This window comes from Rothia sp. HMSC065C12 (assembly GCF_001812085.1).
GTDB lineage: Bacteria > Actinomycetota > Actinomycetes > Actinomycetales > Micrococcaceae > Rothia > Rothia mucilaginosa.
Genome location: NZ_KV807678.1, coordinates 104,494 through 121,964 on the forward strand (window position 1 = coordinate 104,494; position 17,471 = coordinate 121,964).

General features: G+C 60.2%; 13 protein-coding genes and 1 riboswitch. Of the genes, 10 read left to right on the forward strand and 3 right to left on the reverse strand.

Going from position 1 to position 17,471, the window contains the following annotated elements; translation table 11 throughout:
* Nucleotides 1-1,249: 1,249 nt before the first annotated feature.
* Nucleotides 1,250-1,447, forward strand: a riboswitch (FMN riboswitch).
* Between the two features lie 360 nt (nucleotides 1,448-1,807).
* The 8 genes from pnuC to HMPREF2836_RS04775 all read left to right on the forward strand — a co-directional run bounded on the left by pnuC (nucleotide 1,808) and on the right by HMPREF2836_RS04775 (nucleotide 11,226).
* Entirely contained in the window at nucleotides 1,808-2,539 is a 732-nt protein-coding gene (gene pnuC, locus HMPREF2836_RS04740; RefSeq protein ID WP_005507473.1) for a nicotinamide riboside transporter PnuC, read from the forward strand.
* The gene (gene ribD, locus HMPREF2836_RS04745) at nucleotides 2,540-3,850 is read left to right on the forward strand and encodes a bifunctional diaminohydroxyphosphoribosylaminopyrimidine deaminase/5-amino-6-(5-phosphoribosylamino)uracil reductase RibD (protein ID WP_070629615.1); all 1,311 of its coding nucleotides are present in this window, start codon (nucleotides 2,540-2,542) and stop codon (nucleotides 3,848-3,850) included.
* Nucleotides 3,851-4,101: 251 nt separating this feature from the next.
* Nucleotides 4,102-5,394 carry a 3,4-dihydroxy-2-butanone-4-phosphate synthase gene (ribB, locus tag HMPREF2836_RS04750; RefSeq protein ID WP_070629617.1) on the forward strand — a complete coding sequence of 431 codons (1,293 nt, stop codon included), beginning with the start codon at nucleotides 4,102-4,104 and terminating at the stop codon, nucleotides 5,392-5,394.
* An 8-nt stretch (nucleotides 5,395-5,402) separates the two neighbouring features.
* Entirely contained in the window at nucleotides 5,403-6,188 is a 786-nt protein-coding gene (locus HMPREF2836_RS04755) for a GTP cyclohydrolase II (RefSeq protein WP_141752106.1), read from the forward strand.
* Between the two features lie 58 nt (nucleotides 6,189-6,246).
* On the forward strand, nucleotides 6,247-6,723 hold the full coding sequence (ribH, locus tag HMPREF2836_RS04760) for a 6,7-dimethyl-8-ribityllumazine synthase (protein WP_005506244.1): 477 nt from the start codon (nucleotides 6,247-6,249) through the stop codon (nucleotides 6,721-6,723).
* 317 nt (nucleotides 6,724-7,040) lie between these two features.
* A complete protein-coding gene (locus tag HMPREF2836_RS04765) occupies nucleotides 7,041-8,651 on the forward strand; it encodes an anthranilate synthase component I (protein WP_070629618.1) in 1,611 nt (536 codons plus the stop codon).
* A gap of 14 nt (nucleotides 8,652-8,665) precedes the next feature.
* The gene (gene trpC, locus HMPREF2836_RS04770) at nucleotides 8,666-9,481 is read left to right on the forward strand and encodes an indole-3-glycerol phosphate synthase TrpC (RefSeq protein WP_005506242.1); all 816 of its coding nucleotides are present in this window, start codon (nucleotides 8,666-8,668) and stop codon (nucleotides 9,479-9,481) included.
* Between the two features lie 521 nt (nucleotides 9,482-10,002).
* A complete protein-coding gene (locus HMPREF2836_RS04775) occupies nucleotides 10,003-11,226 on the forward strand; it encodes a hypothetical protein (protein WP_141752107.1) in 1,224 nt (407 codons plus the stop codon).
* An 82-nt stretch (nucleotides 11,227-11,308) separates the two neighbouring features.
* Here the strand turns inward: HMPREF2836_RS04775 and HMPREF2836_RS04780 are convergent, their stop codons facing one another.
* A complete protein-coding gene (locus HMPREF2836_RS04780; RefSeq protein WP_070629619.1) occupies nucleotides 11,309-12,727 on the reverse strand; it encodes an MFS transporter in 1,419 nt (472 codons plus the stop codon).
* Nucleotides 12,728-12,907: 180 nt separating this feature from the next.
* On the opposite strand from HMPREF2836_RS04780, the gene ftsY reads away from it, so the two are divergent.
* Nucleotides 12,908-14,017, forward strand: a complete 1,110-nt coding sequence (ftsY, locus tag HMPREF2836_RS04785) for a signal recognition particle-docking protein FtsY (RefSeq protein ID WP_070506468.1) — start codon at nucleotides 12,908-12,910, stop codon at nucleotides 14,015-14,017.
* Nucleotides 14,018-14,156: 139 nt separating this feature from the next.
* On the opposite strand, the gene HMPREF2836_RS04790 is transcribed toward ftsY, so the two are convergent.
* Both HMPREF2836_RS04790 and HMPREF2836_RS04795 read right to left on the reverse strand, forming a co-directional pair.
* The gene (locus HMPREF2836_RS04790; RefSeq protein ID WP_070616444.1) at nucleotides 14,157-15,257 is read right to left on the reverse strand and encodes an XRE family transcriptional regulator; all 1,101 of its coding nucleotides are present in this window, start codon (nucleotides 15,255-15,257) and stop codon (nucleotides 14,157-14,159) included.
* A gap of 46 nt (nucleotides 15,258-15,303) precedes the next feature.
* A complete protein-coding gene (locus tag HMPREF2836_RS04795; RefSeq protein WP_049342755.1) occupies nucleotides 15,304-16,095 on the reverse strand; it encodes a hypothetical protein in 792 nt (263 codons plus the stop codon).
* 284 nt (nucleotides 16,096-16,379) lie between these two features.
* On the opposite strand from HMPREF2836_RS04795, the gene HMPREF2836_RS04800 reads away from it, so the two are divergent.
* Nucleotides 16,380-17,423, forward strand: a complete 1,044-nt coding sequence (locus HMPREF2836_RS04800; protein ID WP_070616447.1) for a glycosyltransferase — start codon at nucleotides 16,380-16,382, stop codon at nucleotides 17,421-17,423.
* Nucleotides 17,424-17,471: the final 48 nt, after the last annotated feature.

Below are 17,471 nucleotides of genomic sequence, written 5' to 3' on the forward strand. Positions count from 1 at the left end.
CCTGGGGGCGCTTCGAGGACGGAGCCCCCGCTATGCATTCCCGACTGCGCCCCTATAGGCTTGGTAACAAATAGGGTCGCCCGTGATAGGTAACTATCGCGGGCGACCTTTGCGTTTGAGAGAGCGGCATACCGGTTCACGCTCGCGGGGGAGTGCCCCCTCTGCGGCGCTGGGGCGCCTTGAGGACGGAGCCCCCGCTTTGCGTGTCCGGTACACGCCCTCTAGGTCGCCTATCCCCTTGAGGTAGGGAAATATAGGTGGCTTGGTACGGGGTTTCCTTCTCAGGCTAGCTTGCCTCAGTCTGGGGTATATGAGGCTGGTCTGGGGCTGAGTTTCGTGTGCAGCTCGCCTGAGTTTGGGGTGGGCAGGGTTTTACACGTTAAAAACGGGTGGCGTATTCGCTCCGGCACTGCGAATACGCCACCCAAACACACCACACTCCACAAGACAATGCAGAGCGCGCGGGATCAACCATCCCGCAAGGTTCCCGTAACCTCCATCGCGCACCACGGTAGGCGACGACAGAAGAACGGGAGCTTATGACCGTTTGACACGCACAACGCCCCCTCGTACAGGTATACAAAGGCGCACGTCATGCGATCTTCCGGAAGTTTATTCGGAAGAGCTCCCACGCCGGTTCCGTTGAGAAAACAATTCGGTGTGGTTGCCTCCCGATGGTGAAGCACATCAACATCGTGTGCCGCAATACTGCGCAATCCAGTACGCGCAGATGTTGCGTGAAAACCATCCTCAGGAATGCAGTCCGCAGGCCAGTTTTCCAGCTTCAAATGGCAGAAGCTTAAGGGTTTGATGTGAGTGCTCGGATGGTCCGAATCATGTTGCTCTCAACGGAACCGGTTTATCGGTGATGGGAGCTCCTGTAGATAAGAATAACCTTAAATCACCCCTGGAGTAAACCTTAAACCAATAATTTAACCTTATTGTTATAATTCCTTGTCATAAAGGTATTGACGGGTGTTCAATGTGCTCTGAGTAGCCCCCTGGAGGCCCTCATAACTCTTTGGTCTGTTTGGCGCTCTCCACCGTTATGAAACCGTGATAAATCATCCCCGAAAACTTGAAGAATCGGGTTCCAAAACGGTCCCGCAAGTGACTACCGCGAGGGCTTGTTGAGAGGGTCTTGAAGGCGCGCTGAGAGTACAGTCATAAAACGTCATCTTGTCACGGAAGTTATCCCAGAGAAAACAAATTAAACCCCCTGCGTGCGCTGTGGCATAATCAGTATCAACATCGTGCTCCGGGGTCGGTGAAATTCCGAACCGGCGGTCACAGCCCGCGAACCACTCTCGCAGGCAGGCAAAAATCGTACGAATCTTCGCATCCGCACAGGATGCAAGACTCCGCTAGAGAAGCCCGCCCGCAAGAGAGGCCGAACCGGTGAAAATCCGGTGCCGACAGTACAGTCTGGATGGAAGGTAGCACGAGCAGAAAAAGGCAGGAGCGCACTCTGTCGAGCCGCCCGAGAAACCTTGGGACAGCTTGCATCGCGCACCCAACGCAGTTGTTTCAGAGAGCATCAGCTTTCTGTGTAGCAGGGGAGAGGCACCTTTCGTAGGTGCCGGTACGTTATTCCCCTCGATCGCAGTCTCTGATTTCAGCCACGGTTTTCAGCCACGGTTGGCTGAATCGCCGCTCCCGCCTCACCACGGATACCGGCCATCCCATAAATCGGGCACCCCATAAGATGCCCGCGGTAGCCGCCCTTTTCTGTTCCTCTCCCCGGAGCCGCCGCAGATGCGCACCCAGCGCATCCGACACACGGTCCAACTCAGAGAGGAAAGAAACAATGGACATCTTGCGGTGGCTCTTCGACGCACAAATTCACGTGGGGGATCAGTCCCTCCTCGTGCGCGAAGTTCTCGGAAACGCATTCGGCCTGGCATCGGCGCTCGGCGGAATGCGACGCAAAGTATGGGCGTGGCCCGTCGGCATTCTCGGCAACCTGCTGCTCCTCACCGTCTTCCTGGGCGCCCTCGTCGGCAGCCCGCACCCCGTCACCATGCTCGGCCAGGCAGGCCGCCAGATCATGTTTATTGCCGTGTCCATCTGGGGCTGGCATCGTTGGCGTGCAACCCGCGCCGCCGGTGGTGACGCCTCCGAAGGTGCCGCAGTGATCCCCAAGTGGGCTACCAACACCGAACGCGCAGGCCTGGTCGTCGCTATGGTTGCAGGCACCCTGTTGCTCACCCCCATCTTCCGCGCCCTCGGCTCCTACGAACCCGTCTGGTCCGACGCCTGGATCTTTACCGGCTCGCTGCTCGCCACCTACGGCATGGCGCGCGGCTGGGTTGAATTCTGGCTCATCTGGGTTGCCGTCGACCTGGTCGGCGTGCCGCTGCTGTGGAGCGCAGGCTACTACGCAACCTCGCTCATGTACGTGTTCTACGGATGCTTCACCCTGGTCGGCTTCTTCGTCTGGTGGCGCACCCGCAACCTGGAGGCGCAGAAGACTCGGGTACAGACCCAGTTCCCCGACGTGACCGTTGAGGTAACCGACGTGAAGAAGGGTCGTGCATAAATGCCGCAGAACCCCTCGCTGCAGGTGCTGGCGAGCGCGCACCTGCCCGCAACCGTCGCCCCGAGCGTATCTTCGCCGCGCAACGATGTGGACTACTCCGCCGCGGAGTACGGTCACCTCGCCGGTCTGCCCGCCGCACGCACCCTCCAGCTGCCCGACCCCGAGCAGGAGCTCAGCCACGCAGAGGCCATGACCCTGGCGCTGCAGGCGGCACTCCAGGGTATCCGCGGCGCGAACCCCCTCGTCGGCGCCGTCATCACTGACGCGCACGGGCACCTGCTACATGTGGGCTACCACCGAGGCGCAGGCACCCCGCACGCCGAAGCCGACGCCCTCGCCGCCGCCCGAGCCGCGGGAACCGACCTCACCGGCGCCCGCATGTACGTGAGCCTCGAGCCCTGCAACCATACCGGACGCACCGGCCCCTGCTCCCACGCCGTCGCCGAGGCGGGCATCAGCGAACTCTACTACGCCTACAGCGACGACACCGAAAACGCAGCCGGAGGCGCCGCCTACCTGCGCTCGCAGGGCGTCACCGTGCACGCCATGGAGGAGTTCGCGAACGCATCCTACCTGCTGAACGAGCGCTGGTTCATTGCCGCCGCCGAACGCCGCCCCTTCATTACCGCAAAGAGCGCCTCCACCCTGGACGGGTTCATTGCGGCTGCTGATGGCACGAGCAAGTGGATTACCGGCCCCGCCGCGCGCGTTGACGGGCACCTGATTCGTCACCGCGCCGACGCCGTCCTGATCGGCACCCGAACCACCCTCATGGACGACCCGACCCTGGACGCGCGCGACGCCAACGGGGAACGCTTCGAGAAGCAGCCGTTGCGCGTGGTCATGGGTAAAACCGAGATTACCGAGAACTACCGCGTGCGCGGCCTCAACCCGCCCGAAGGTGTGGAGGCGGACCCGCAGAACTTCCTGCAGGTCTTCACCCACGACCCGCGCGAACTGCTCGATGAGCTGTACGCCCGCGGGGTGCGGCACCTCATGATTGAGGGCGGCCCCGGCATGGTTGGCCTCTTCGCCGGTGAAGACCTTATCGATGAGATGGTCTGGTACCGCGCCCCCATGATCATGGGGCAGGGCAAGAGCGCCGTGTACCGGCTGCTCGTGGACACCCTCGCGCAGGCGCCGCGCCTGCAACTGGACGACCTGGGCATGTTCCCGGCGGTGCGCGTGCTCGGCAATGACACCGCAATGCATCTGGTGCCGGCACCTCGCGGAACGGCGCAGGAACCGGGTGAGCGGCGTACCCTGCCGAAGCTGGACGCCTGCCACGCGCCCGAACCGAGATTAGATTAGCCGAGGCTGGACTAGTCGCGGCTGGACTAGCATCCGCCTGGGTTGAGTGTGGGCGGGGGAGTAGCACCTCAAGGAACCCCCGTCTGCGCCCGGCTAGTTTGTGCCGGCTGGTTCGCATGCTGGCACAAAAGCTCCCCGTCACGGGGAATATTCGAAAAATACGTATAGTTATACCGACGAACAAACCATCGCCGCCCGTCGCCCTCAACGACGACGCCCCGGCGGACACGGCGAGAAAAGGAAAAGCACACATGTTTACCGGAATCATTGGCGCCCTCGGCACCGTAGAATCCATCACCCCCATCGAAGGTAGCGACGCAGCCTACCTGACCCTCAACGCCGGTGACATCGTCGCCGACCTCGAACACGGTGGCTCCCTCGCCGTCAACGGTGTATGCCTCACCGCTATCGACCTCGACCAGCTGCAGCCCGGCCAGTTCCGCGCCTACGCGATGGGGGAGACTCTGCGCCGCACCAACCTCGGCAACCTGAACCCCGGCGACACCGTCAACCTGGAGCGCTGCCTGCCCGCCGGTGGCCGCCTCGACGGTCACGTCGTGCAGGGCCACGTGGATGCGGTCGGTACCCTCGCATCCATCACCGCGCACGAGGCGTGGAGCACCCTGCGTTTCAACCTGCCCACCGAACTGGCACCCCTGCTCGCTGAGAAGGGCTCCATCGCTGTTTCTGGCGTGTCCCTGACCGTCACTGCCGTTTCTGAGCCCGGCGAAAGCCCCGCATGGTTCGAGGTCGGCCTGATCCCCGAAACCCTGAAAGCAACCAACCTCGGCGCCCTCAAGGTTGGCGACAGCGTGAACCTTGAGACCGATGCACTCGCTAAGTACGTGCAGCGTCTGACCGCGTTCGCAGGCGTGCCCCAGGCTGACTCTGCGCACTCCGGTGAGCAGGTTGCGCCGCGTCGCGCCGACGCCGCAAGCGTCCTCGACAGCGTGCAGACGGCAGTGGACGCTATCGCAGCAGGTCGCGCCGTAGTCGTCGTTGACGACGAAGACCGCGAAAACGAAGGCGACATCATCTTCGCCGCCGAGCACGCAACCCCCGAGCTGATGGGCTTCATGATTCGCTACACCTCCGGCGTGGTCTGCGCACCCCTGAGCAACAAGCGTGCCGACGAGATGAACCTGCCGCCCATGGTCACCAACAACGAAGACCCCAAGGGCACCGCCTACACCGTCTCTTGCGATGCGGCATCCGGCGTGAGCACCGGCATCTCTGCGGCAGATCGCGCACGCACCGTGCAGATCCTCGCGGATGCATCCTCGACCCCGGCGGACATCACCCGCCCCGGCCACATCTTCCCGCTGCGCGCCGTTGACGGCGGCGTGGCGGAGCGCCCCGGTCACACCGAAGCCGCAGTGGAACTCTCCCTCGCGGCGGGCCTGTCTGGCGTGGGCGTTATCGCCGAGGTCGTGCACGACGACGGCTCCATGATGCGTTTCGACGCACTGCGCGCCTTCGCCACCGAGCACAACCTGCCCATGATCTCTATCGAAGACCTCATCAAGTACGTAGCTAAGGCGTAGGAGAACGCATGAGCGAAACCTCTAACACCCAGGCAACGCCAGGCACCCCCTCAGCGGACACCTTGGTCGAGTCGGTTGAGGCGCAGGCTGAAGAGCTCAGCGCCGAATCCCTGCGCATCGCCTCCCAGCTCGCTGAAGGCTACCGAGTCAGCCCCCTCGACATGGTGCCCAACCCCAGCCCGCTGCTGGTCGAAAGCACCGAAGAGGTCGCCGTACCCACCCCGCAGGGTGTGTTCGGCCTGCGCGCCTGGCGATTCGCAGACGGTGCCGAGCACATCAGCGCCCGCGCCCTCGACCGTGACGGCACCCCCGTACCCGCCGAGGACGGGGGAGCGCCCGCGGTGCGCATCCACTCCGAATGCGCCACCGGCGATATCTTCGGTTCCTTCCGATGCGATTGCGGCCCCCAGCTGGAGAACGGCCTGCGCATCATTGGCCGCACCGGCGGGTACCTCATCTACGTGCGCAACCACGAAGGACGCGGCATCGGCCTTGTCAACAAGCTCCGCGCCTACGCACTGCAGGATGCCGGGCTCGACACCCTCGACGCGAACCTGGCGCTCGGCCTGGACGGCGACATGCGCGACTACTCGCAGGCGGCGCTAATCCTGCAGGAACTCGGTGTGAACGAGCTGAGGCTCGTGACCAACAACCCCGCCAAGCAGGAGGCGCTCGAAAGCCTCGGCCTGCAAGTCACCGAACTCATCCCGGACGAAATTCCCGCCCGAGTCGAGAACGCACACTACCTGCAGACCAAGCGTGAGCGCATGCGCCACGTGCTCAAAAGCGCGTAGCGGCACCCCTGCAAACCCCTAATTTTTCAAAAACCCCAAAACCTACAAGGAGAACACAATGAGCGGCGTAGGCGCAGCAGACACCACCCTCAACCCCGAAGACTACAAGGGCTTCAAGCTCGCAATCGTAGCGGCAAGCTGGCACACCCAGGTCATGGACGGCCTCATCGACGGTGCGCAGCGCGCAGCACGCGACGCAGGCATCGAGCCGACCCTCGTGCGCGTTCCCGGCACCTTCGAACTGCCCGTCGCAGCAACCCGCCTCGCTGAGAAGTTCGACGCAATCGTCGCGCTCGGCGTGGTCATCCGCGGCGGCACCCCCCACTTCGACTACGTCTGCCAGGGCGCAACCAACGGCCTGACCGACGTGTCCGTGCTGACCGGCCGCCCCATCGGCTTCGGCGTGCTCACCTGCGACAACGAGCAGCAGGCACTCGACCGTGCAGGCCTGGAAGGCTCCAACGAAGACAAGGGCTACGAGGCGACCGCAGCGGCACTGCAGACCGCAGCAACTCTCAAGCAGTTCAGCAACTAACACGGCTGAACGGTACGCGGCTCAGTTTCACGAAGAGAACTATTGACTCTTTACCGTGGAACTGGGCCGCAGTACCGGTTAAACTGAAACAACCCGCGCACCGGGCTTACCGGGATTTATCAGGCATTATCGGGCGTCTATGGATCTGGCAAGTATGCGCCAGAGAGATACACACCGGCACATATGTCCCGGTACCCCCATATACCGGTAAAAACCCATGCACCGGTAAAACCCCATATACCGGTAAAAACCCCGCGCGGTAGCTAAGGGACACAGCGCACCGACGCGCTCCCAACCCAACACCAAGGAGTACAGCAATGCAGGATTTGGGCACCATCACCCCCAGCCTCGAAGAATTCCGCGCCCGCGCAGCCGGCACCCGCGTCATTCCCGTACACATCAAAATCCTCGCCGACTCACTCACCCCCATCGGCATCTACCGATCCCTCGTACTCCAAAACGACCAGGGCGAACCCGTCGAAGCAGCCCACGGCACCTTCCTGCTCGAATCCGCCAAAATCTCCGCAGAAGGCGAATCCGCAGCCTGGGACCGCTACTCCTTCATCGGCGCGTCCTCCCGCTCCACCCTCACCACCGTTGACGGCGCAGTCCACTGGCAGGGACGCACCCCCGCCGGCGCACCCGTTGACGGCGACCCTGTAGAAGCCATCGCAAAGACCCTGCAGATGCTCTACACCGAACCCGACCCGACCCTGCCGCCGCTCACCTCCGGCCTGGTCGGCTACCTCGGCTGGGACGTCGTACGCCACTGGGAACACCTGCCCTTCCCGCCCGCCGATGACGTGAACCTGCCCGAATTCGCGCTCAACATGGTCTCCGACATGGCAATCCACGACAACAAGGACGGCACCGTCCTGCTCGTCGCCAACGCCATCAACTTCAACGGCACTAGCGAAAACGTTGACGGCGCCTACGAGGACGCCGTCGCGCGTTTGCACAGCATGCTCCGCCGCCTGCAGCGCGGCGCCACCGCAACCACCTCCACTCTCTCCGGCGTGGCGGACATTGACCGTAAGGTCCGCGAAGACGTCACCCTCACCTGGAGCGAACAGGGCTTCAAGGACGCCATCGACCGTTCCAAGAAGAACATCATCGACGGCGATGTCTTCCAGATTGTGCTCTCACGCCGATTCGAAGCCGAAACCAACGCCAAGGCACTCGACGTGTACCGTGTACTGCGCCAGTCCAACCCCTCGCCGTACATGTACCTCTTCAACTTCGAAGACAGCAACGGCACCCCCTTCCACATTGTCGGCTCCTCCCCGGAGGCGCTCGTCACCCTCAAGGACGGAATCGCCAGCACCCACCCCATCGCCGGTTCCCGCCCGCGCGGCGCAACCCGCGAAGAAGACCTCGCACTCGCTGAGGAACTGCTCGCCGATGAAAAGGAACGCTCCGAACACCTCATGCTCGTCGACCTGGCACGCAACGACCTCTCGCGCATCGCCAAGCCCGGCACCGTGTCCGTCGACCAGTTCATGATCATTGAGCGTTTCAGCCACATCATGCACATTTCCTCCGCCGTCAGCGCCGAACTCGACCCGCAGTTCAGTGCCTACGACGTGCTGCGCGTCGCCTTCCCGGCAGGCACCCTCTCCGGCGCGCCCAAGCCGCGCGCCATGCAGCTCATCGACGAATACGAACCCACCCGCCGCGGCGTCTACGGCGGCGTATGCGGCTACTTCGACTTCGCCGGCAACATGGACATGGCAATCGCCATCCGCACCGCCGTCCTCAAGGAAGACACCGCCTACGTACAGGCAGGTGCAGGCCTCGTCATGGACTCCAACCCGGACTCCGAAACTCTCGAAACCGTCAACAAGTCCGCCGCCCCGCTGCGCGCCGTGCTGACCGCCTCCGGCCTGGCACCCCTGGACGCAGACGCAGCCGTCAACGCCACCAAGTAACCCAAGGAGACACCATGAGCACCGTTCTCGACGAGATCATTGTCGGCGTCCGCGAAGACCTCGCCGCCCGAGTACAGCAGGTTCCCCTCGAAGAAATGAAGAAGCGCGCCCTCGCAGCCGCCCCCGCCCGCGACGCGCTCGCCTCCCTACGCGGTGAAGTACCCGGCGGCGGCAACGGCTCGACCGCACGCATTATCTCCGAGGTGAAGCGCTCCTCACCCTCCAAGGGTGCGCTCGGCGAAATCCCCGACCCCGCCGCGCTCGCCGCACGCTACGAAGCAGGTGGCGCCGCTGCAATCTCGGTACTCACCGAACAGCGCCGCTTCAACGGCTCCCTCGCCGACCTGGACGCTGTGCGCGCCGCCGTGAACATCCCCGTACTCCGCAAGGACTTCACCGTTGACGAATACCAGATCTGGGAGGCACGAGCACACGGCGCCGACCTGGTTCTGCTGATTGTTGCTGCCCTCGATGAGCAGACCCTGCGCGAGTTCCTCGAACTCACCGAATCGCTCGGCATGAACGCCCTCGTCGAAACCCACACCCCCGAAGAAATCGAGGTCGCCCAGCGCATCGGCGCCAAAATCGTCGGCATCAACGTGCGCAACCTCAAGACCCTCGAAGTCAACAACGAGCACTACGCATCCCTCGCAGCGCACCTGCCCGGCTCTGTCATCAAGGTCGCCGAATCCGGTGTCGCCAGCATCGAGGACGTACGCGCCTACGCCGGTGCCGGTGCCGATGCGGTCCTCATCGGTGAAGCACTGGTACGCTCCGGCGACCCCGAAGGTACCGTGCGTGAATTCTCCAAGGTGCCTGTGACCCGATAAAGGTTTTCTCTGGTTGTGAAGCCGGTGTCTGCTCCCTCGCAGGCACCGGCTTTTCTGTGGTCTTTTAACAAGCCACCAGGTGCCCTGTGACGTAAATCTATGGGTAGATTACAGATGGAGAGTTTGTTATACGTGCCTGGTGGGTTAGTGGCTGATATTCTATGGGGGACATTTCACTAAAGTGCAGTGCATACCCCCCGGTCCGTGACCCATGACATACTCTAAAAAGTCTGGGAGTAGCGCCGAAACACACCAACTATTTCACTCATTCATACATACGGAACACCATGGCTGAACATCATGGACGGGTCGTGCCGTCCTTCAACTTACGTGACTTTTTTTATGGCTTCCTCTCCGGTCCTGTACCGACTCTAGAAGCACTCCGAACCTCCACAAAGAGTGGAAGCGGAGACTCTCCCTCCTCTGGAGCCGACGCCAACCGACCTGAGCTACTGCCCGCTCGCCGAACCTGGATTCCAGCCCTTATCATCTGGGCTGTAGCATGTATCCTCCACCTGGGTATGTTCTCTATCGCTCTTGAACAGCACAGGACCCACCCGCTCATTGACTTCGGTCAGCACAATGACCTCCTTGGGTTCCTGAACAGGTGGGACGCTCTGTTCTACGAACGCATTTATACCGAATGGTATCCTCAGAACCTGCCGCTCCGCGCTGACGGGTCTGTGGATTACAATGCTTGGGCTTTCATGCCGTTGCAATCCCTTATTGCCGGTGGAATCGCCAATACGTTCGGTATTGAGTATCGCGTCGCAACACTTGCACTGACCCTCGCAGCGGGCTTCGCTTTGGCTTACGTACTGTATCGCCTATTCATCGGCTGCCTGAACTGGCGTGACCGCGGCGTCTTCGACACTCGTGCGTTCGTAGGGGATGAATCCCGCAACCGCTTGGCGCTATGGGCTGTTGCCGTGTACGCATTCAGCATGGCCAGCCCCGTGTTCATTACCGGTTATGCTGAGGCACTGTCCATCCTGCTCATTGCTTTGAGCGTGTGGTGTGTGCTCCGGGGACGGTATGTATTGCTTCTGCCTGTGGCGCTTCTAGCGGCTCTTTCCCGCCCTGTGGGCGTGCCCCTCGGAGCCTTTGTTGGTTTGTGGTGGCTGTGGTGTACGGTGAACGACTATCGTCGCCGTCGTATCGAGGATGCATCGCACTCTGCGCTATCGGATGCGTGGGCTGCCTTCCGCGGACGCTTTGGACAGCTCCTCAGCGCTCTGCTCGTCTGTTCCTTCGCGTTCGTACACCCCCTGCATGCCGCCCTATACACGGGTCGTATAGACGCCTACTTCGCAACAGAACTGGGCTGGTCTAAGCGTAAACCCAGTGAAGGACACCAATACATTATCCAGTGGATCAACCAGCATTATCACTACTTCGGCGGAATGATTCCTAAGATTGTTGTGGCAATCTTATTTGTGGTAGCAATGATGGGCTTCTACTACTGGATTTCCCGCAAATTCAGCCGCACTCTCATCCACCCCGCCCTTTGGCTGTGGACCGCTTGCTACATGGGATACCTCTTCGTCTTCTGGCTCCCGATTTCTTCTACGAATCGTATTCTGTTGCCACTGTTCCCGCTGGCACTGCTGGTAGCGGCATATTTGCCGAAGAGCCGATGGTACCGCCCCTCGCTAGTGGCATTTGGGATTCTGATTTCTATTCCTTGGGTCCTACTACTCTGGGGAGACCCCGCGATGATGGGCAATATTGTGCTCGTCCCCTAAATATCAAATGGTAAAAAGCCGGTGCCCGGTTCCTGTCACGCAACAGGAACCGGACACCGGCTTTTTACCTATTAGAGAGCTTTTAGCGGCCCGTATAGTCCGCGTCCGCAATATCCTTCGGCCAGCGCGCCTTACGGAACGGCGCCCACGTAAACGCCGCCGCCACCAACAACAAACCACTGATAATGAACGCCGGAACAAAGCCCCACGCATCCGCAATCAAACCAGCCACCAGCGGACCCAAAATCATACCAAAATCACTACACATCTGATACACCGCCAACACCTGGCCACCGCTACGGCGAGTACCAATCACATCAGACACCGCAGCCTGAATCGACGGACCCATAAACGCCGCCCCAATACCCAGACACGCCGTCAACGACACAAACACCCACGCCACCGGCGCGAAACCCATAAACGTCACCGCAGAACCCGCCAACAGCAGACCCGAAAACGCCATCACACGGCGACCAAAACGATCCGAAAAACGACCCGAGAACGTCTGCGTCAACGCATTACCAAACGAATTCGTCGCCATCGCCAACGAAGCCAACAGGGTACCCGCCACCGAATTCGACATGTCGCCGCCCGTCGCCAAATACGCCGCCGCCAACGGAATAATCGACGACTGCACACCAAACACCGACCAGCCAATCGCCCAATTCGAAACCAACGCAGAACGGTAATTCGAGAACTTCAACGCGTCACGAACCGTCATCGCCGGCAGGTCGCTCTTACCCGTAGCGCCGCCGGATGCAGCAGGCTTAGCCGCCTTGCCGGATGCGCCAGCCTGAGTGTCAGCAGGGGAAGGCGCCGCCGACGGCAGCACCCCGGTACCCTTACCCTCAGCCAGCGCCGCCGCCTCCATAATCGCGTCACGCTCCGCCTCCAGCGCCGCCTGCGACGGCATCAAAAACCACACAATCAGGCCCGCCGCCAGCAACGAAAAACCATACACAATGAACGGTGCACGCATACCAAAGGGCGCCAGGGCGCTCGCAATCACCGGGCCCAGCAGGTTACCCAGCAGGAACGCCGTTGCATAATAGCCCGAAATACGGCCACGCATATGCGCCGGGGACAAGCGCACCAGCAGACCCATCGCAGAGACCGTGAACATGACCGAGCCGATACCCGCCACCGCACGCGAACCCAGCAGAACCCAATAATCCCAGGCAAACGCAATCATGAACGACGTCACCGACACAATCAGCATGCCAATCGTGTACACCGGACGCTCACCCCACCGGGTAATCATCTGACCCGCCGACGGCGCAAAAATCAGGCGCGTAATCGCCAACGCAGAAACCACCATCGTCGCCATCGTGACCGTCGCATTAAAGTTCTGGGCATAGTTCGGCAGCACCGGCGCCACCAAACCAAAACCCACCGCAATCATGAACGAGGCAGCAATCAGAACCTTCAAGCCGGTCGGCACACGGTTCGGGTCAATCGTGCGCGGGTCAAAAACAGGCGGTGTTTTGGCAGGGTTCCTCATGTTCATCCTCGAAATCGTGCGGTGCCGTGCGGCAGCCGCGGGCCCCACCCGCAACTGTCAACCATGTGTTCGGCTAAAAAACTTAACAGTGTCCAGTCTACTCCGCCGACAGCCGGGCATGCGCGTCACCTCGACCAGCCAAACCGCCCAAACCGGTAAGCTAGTAGTGTGAATGAAACGATGATGATGATTTGCGCGATTGTGCTGGGTGTACTGGTTATCGCCGGTATACTTTTCGCCGTTCTGCGCCGACCCAAGAAGACCGCGGACCTGCAGTCTTTGCGCCAGGAGGCGGCTAAGGCCTCCGGCGGTTCGGCAGAAGAACCCGAAAGCTCGGCACCTCGCGCTATTGAACTTGATATGCCCGACCCGTCCGCGGGTCGCCTGGTGCGCCTGCGCGCCCGCCTGGCTCGTTCGAACAACATGCTCGGCAAGGGCCTGCTGGCTCTGCTTTCTCGCGACCGCATCGACCAGGACGTCTGGGATGAGGTTGAGGAGACCCTGTTGCTTGCCGACCTCGGTTCCGAGCCGACTACCCGCCTGGTGGAGGCGCTGCAGCAGCGCGTGCGCGTTGAGGGTACGAGCAACCCTGCCGCCGTGAAGAAGATGCTCCGTGAGGAGCTCGTGAAGATTGTTCGCCCCGACATGGACCGCGAGCTGAAGACCGCCGGCAGTGACGGCAACCCCGGCGTGGTGCTGGTCGTTGGCGTGAACGGCGTGGGTAAGACCACGACCGTCGGCAAGATTGCGCGCGTGATGGTTGCTGACGGTCAGACCCTGCTCCTGGGCGCCGCGGATACGTTCCGTGCGGCCGCCTCCGAGCAGCTGACCACCTGGGGTGACCGCGTGGGCGTGAAGACCGTGCGTTCTGAGAAGGAAGGTGCCGACCCCGCATCCGTCGCGTTTGATGCCGTGAAGGCTGGCAAGGAGCAGGGCGTCGACACCGTGCTCGTGGACACCGCGGGCCGCCTGCAGAACAAGTCCGGTCTGATGGATCAGCTCGGCAAGATCAAGCGCGTGATCGAGAAGGAAGCGCCGGTCACCGAGGTTCTGCTCGTTATCGACGCGACCACCGGCCAGAACGGTATGGTTCAGGCGAAGGTCTTCGGCGACATCGTGGACGTCACCGGTATCGTGCTGACCAAGCTCGACGGCACCGCAAAGGGCGGCATCGTGGTCGCTATTCAGGAGGAGCTCGGCGTTCCCGTCAAGCTCATCGGCCTGGGTGAAGGCCCGGACGACCTGGCACCGTTCGACCCGGAAGCATTCGTGGACGCGCTGCTGGACTAACATCCTTATACTCCGCCGAGAAGCCACATGGGTTGTGAACACATGTGGCTTCTCGGCGGAATTGGTCTGATACATTTTGAGGACGCACAGAGAAGCCTCGAGGGAGTGTAGAAATTACACCCTCTCGAGGCTTTGTCGTTTATACGCTCACTGGTAGAACAGGACGTCGCGCTGTGATGACTTCAAAATAATGTTGAGGTACGCGCGACTTCTCTCTCAATATCTCAACTGGAATGCCTGACTCCTCGATGAGACTAATCGCATGAGGAATTAGGGACGGTTCTTCGAGAGAAGAAATAAGACCTGGTTCCTTAGCGCGCCATCCGTTACGAGAAACGGTAACCATTGCGTTTCGGTAGGCATCGTCTGAAAGGCGGCCCAGTTCTTTAGCCCTATACAGAAGAGCCTGCATACTGATGCCCCAATATTCCTTAAGCTCCTTCAGCTTCATCCAGCCTTGACCGTTCATGACTGTAGGCAATTCATCCTGAATGCATGCACTTGGTGCCAAAAATTCTGCGGCAAATGCATGAGCCTGAGCCTCAAGAACCTTATGACCAGGATCAGCATCAGCATGCATTACTAGGTGGCCTAGTTCATGGGCGGCATCAAATCGTTGACGGTAGTAATCACCCTTTGTCGGGTTCAGAACTACTACTGGAGCCTCGCTACCAAAAGTGGAGTATGCATCAATTGCTGCACTATGGAATGGTGCAAAGACAACGACGATACCATGGTTCTCCATGGCGCGGACAACATGTTGGACAGGCTTATTTCCTAAACCCCAATCTTTACGAACCTGCTCAGCTGCTAGACGAGGAATCTCAGAACCGGGAAGGTCAGAATCAGTCAAGATGCTGGGAAGTACCAGGTCCGGGAAATCGACGTACTCATTCATTGTATGTACAACATCCTGGACAACCTGCGTATACGCTTGAGCCTGGTTGCGGCTAAGCTGAGTTGTCGAGCGTAAGGACCTAAAGTGAGGTGCGCCAGAAATTAATGGGGCTTCTGAGAACTGACTTTCAAGAAAAGATGGAGCAACGCCAAGAGTTAGAGCTAGTGCGTAGACATTATCTTTAGTTGGGTTTCGGTTACCCGATTCCCAATGAGTAATAGTGACAGCGCTAACTCCAAGACTCCTAGCCAAATCGCTCTTGCGGACACCTTGAAGTTCTCGAGCTAACGTGAGCCTCCTTGGGTCAAAGGAGAGTATGGGGGAAGAATCTTGTACAGACATAATGCTTTCGCGGACAAAGAGTGTGGTGTATGAGTCATAACAGCTCCTACTCGGCTGCCTTCTTCAGCTTAACATGAGCGTCAGGAACTGCCGGGGCCTCAGGATGGGTCGTAGACTGAACTTCTTCCTGCGCGGAATCGATGGCGGCAAGGAATTTCGGCGATGCTGCATGATCGAGTACATCAATGGTCCATACCCAAGGGCTCTGGTTGCGACGTTCGACCGGAGCAGGTAGACCAAGGGCAAACTCCTTGAGTTCACCTTCGGGGGAAATATTATACGCTACTACCAAAATGGGGAGACGCAACGGCAAATCTTCGACGAGATCATCCAACCCCGGAATATCGAGAGTGTCCTGAACGTAGTGATTCGTTGCTGAAATAATTCGCTTTTTCGTACTGCTCTCCCAACGAATCTTGTCAATGCCACCGAAGCGGTTAGCGCTTTGCATTACCAGGGAGCAACAGGTGCTGACCTCCCAATAGGGCATGTTCTTGTACGAATCACTGCGGTAAAGACCACGCCGACGGCTCAACGCAGTGAGAAGCGGATATGCTTCCTGCGGAAGGTCAGTTGCCAAAGCGTTGAGATTCTTAGTGATAGGTTCATTTTGAAATGAGACAAACTTATCACCGGTAAGGGTGACACGATTAAGATTTTCAGCAACAAGCTCGTAGTGGTTCATGCCCTTGCTGGCGTTCCGTGCATGTTCAGGGTAGTCCGGGTTATTCGCCGCAAGCTGGATAATCTTTGCCGCAGTGGCCAGAGTATCCAAAACCCCGAGGTCTTTAAGCCAGTCCTCCATGACCTTCTTGTTGCTATAGGGAGAGTGGGACATTATTAACTCCTTTGAAAAATATTGTTTGAAAATTAACTAAATAATACACTGCGATTCTATCATTAACAACTGATGGGTGCTTATATGTGTCTATGGCGGGTATGGTGAAGGCGATAAAAACACTCCAAAGCCCATAATGACGATGGGCAGCACACGATGCGGGGCTCTGGGATATTCTGAATTTAGAAGATGCGTAGAAAGAAGGCGCGCCGGCCCTTCAAGCGGCACCGCGCATCGCACACCATACAACCCAGCTCACCCCGAACCTCAGCGAAGGAGCCACCATGGCAGCCACCCTCCCCGGAACCCTCCCCAGCGCTAACTACCGACCCACCTACCGCTCCAACGGTGCGTGCGATGACCTCGCCGCACTCGTTGCACCCTACAGCCTTTCGCGCGCCCAGCTGGCTGAGGCTACCGGCATTGCCGACGAGGCTGCCGTGAACAGCTGGATTGAGCAGTGCCGCCCCGGCCTCGCTGCGGATGCTCCCGTGCCCCTCGAACCCGTGCTGCGGTACCTGGACGAAAGCTACCTTCCCGACCCCGCAAACTGGCCCGGCGACAACGCCTACGACGAGTTCATTCTCGAGAACATTGCCGCACGCATGCTCGCACGCGTTGTTGCTGAAACCTTCGGCGCTGACCGTTCGGGTAACTACCGTGAACTTCTCGCACTCGTTGCAACCCTTGTGCTGATTGCCCGCTGCTGGGCTGGCACCGATGAGGCTTTCCTGACCCTGCTCAACGCCGAGCCCACCGCGGAAGAGGAAGAGTACCTGCAGGAGGCTATCGCGAACGCCCCCGAGCCCTTGCACCCCCTCCTGACCGAGCTGCTGCTGCCCGCCCTGCGTGAGGCGCGCGGCACCTTCACTGCCGCTGAGGCGCAGCTGCTCACCGGCTACGCGCTTGCCGCCGGATACTACGCGGGCGAGCATCCCTACGAGACTCTGAACGGCATCCACATTGCATTTGCCGCGGATGACCGCGCACTGCCCGATGATGAGCTGATGAGCCGTGTTGAGGACGTCCTCAAGGCTAATTTCCAGGCTGCCCAATCGGAAGCCGGCGCTACCGAGAACCCGGAGGCGCACGAGTTCACCCTGCCCGGCGACCAGGAAGGCTACGAAACCGCCGCACACCTGATTGCAGCTCTGCCCCAGGCTCATGACGTTATCGCTTTCAGCGCCCACCCCGGCGAAGGAACCAGCGCGCTCGCTGACGACTGCCGCGCCGCCTTCACCCTGTACCTGTGCTATCTGCTCCTCGGCGATGACGAGTCTTCGGAGCAACGCGCCGCTGAGCTGTACCGCGCCAGCCGTGAGAACTAGGTTTTCGCGCCCTACTTTGATTCTGTAGACACCTTGCCCGCAGACGCT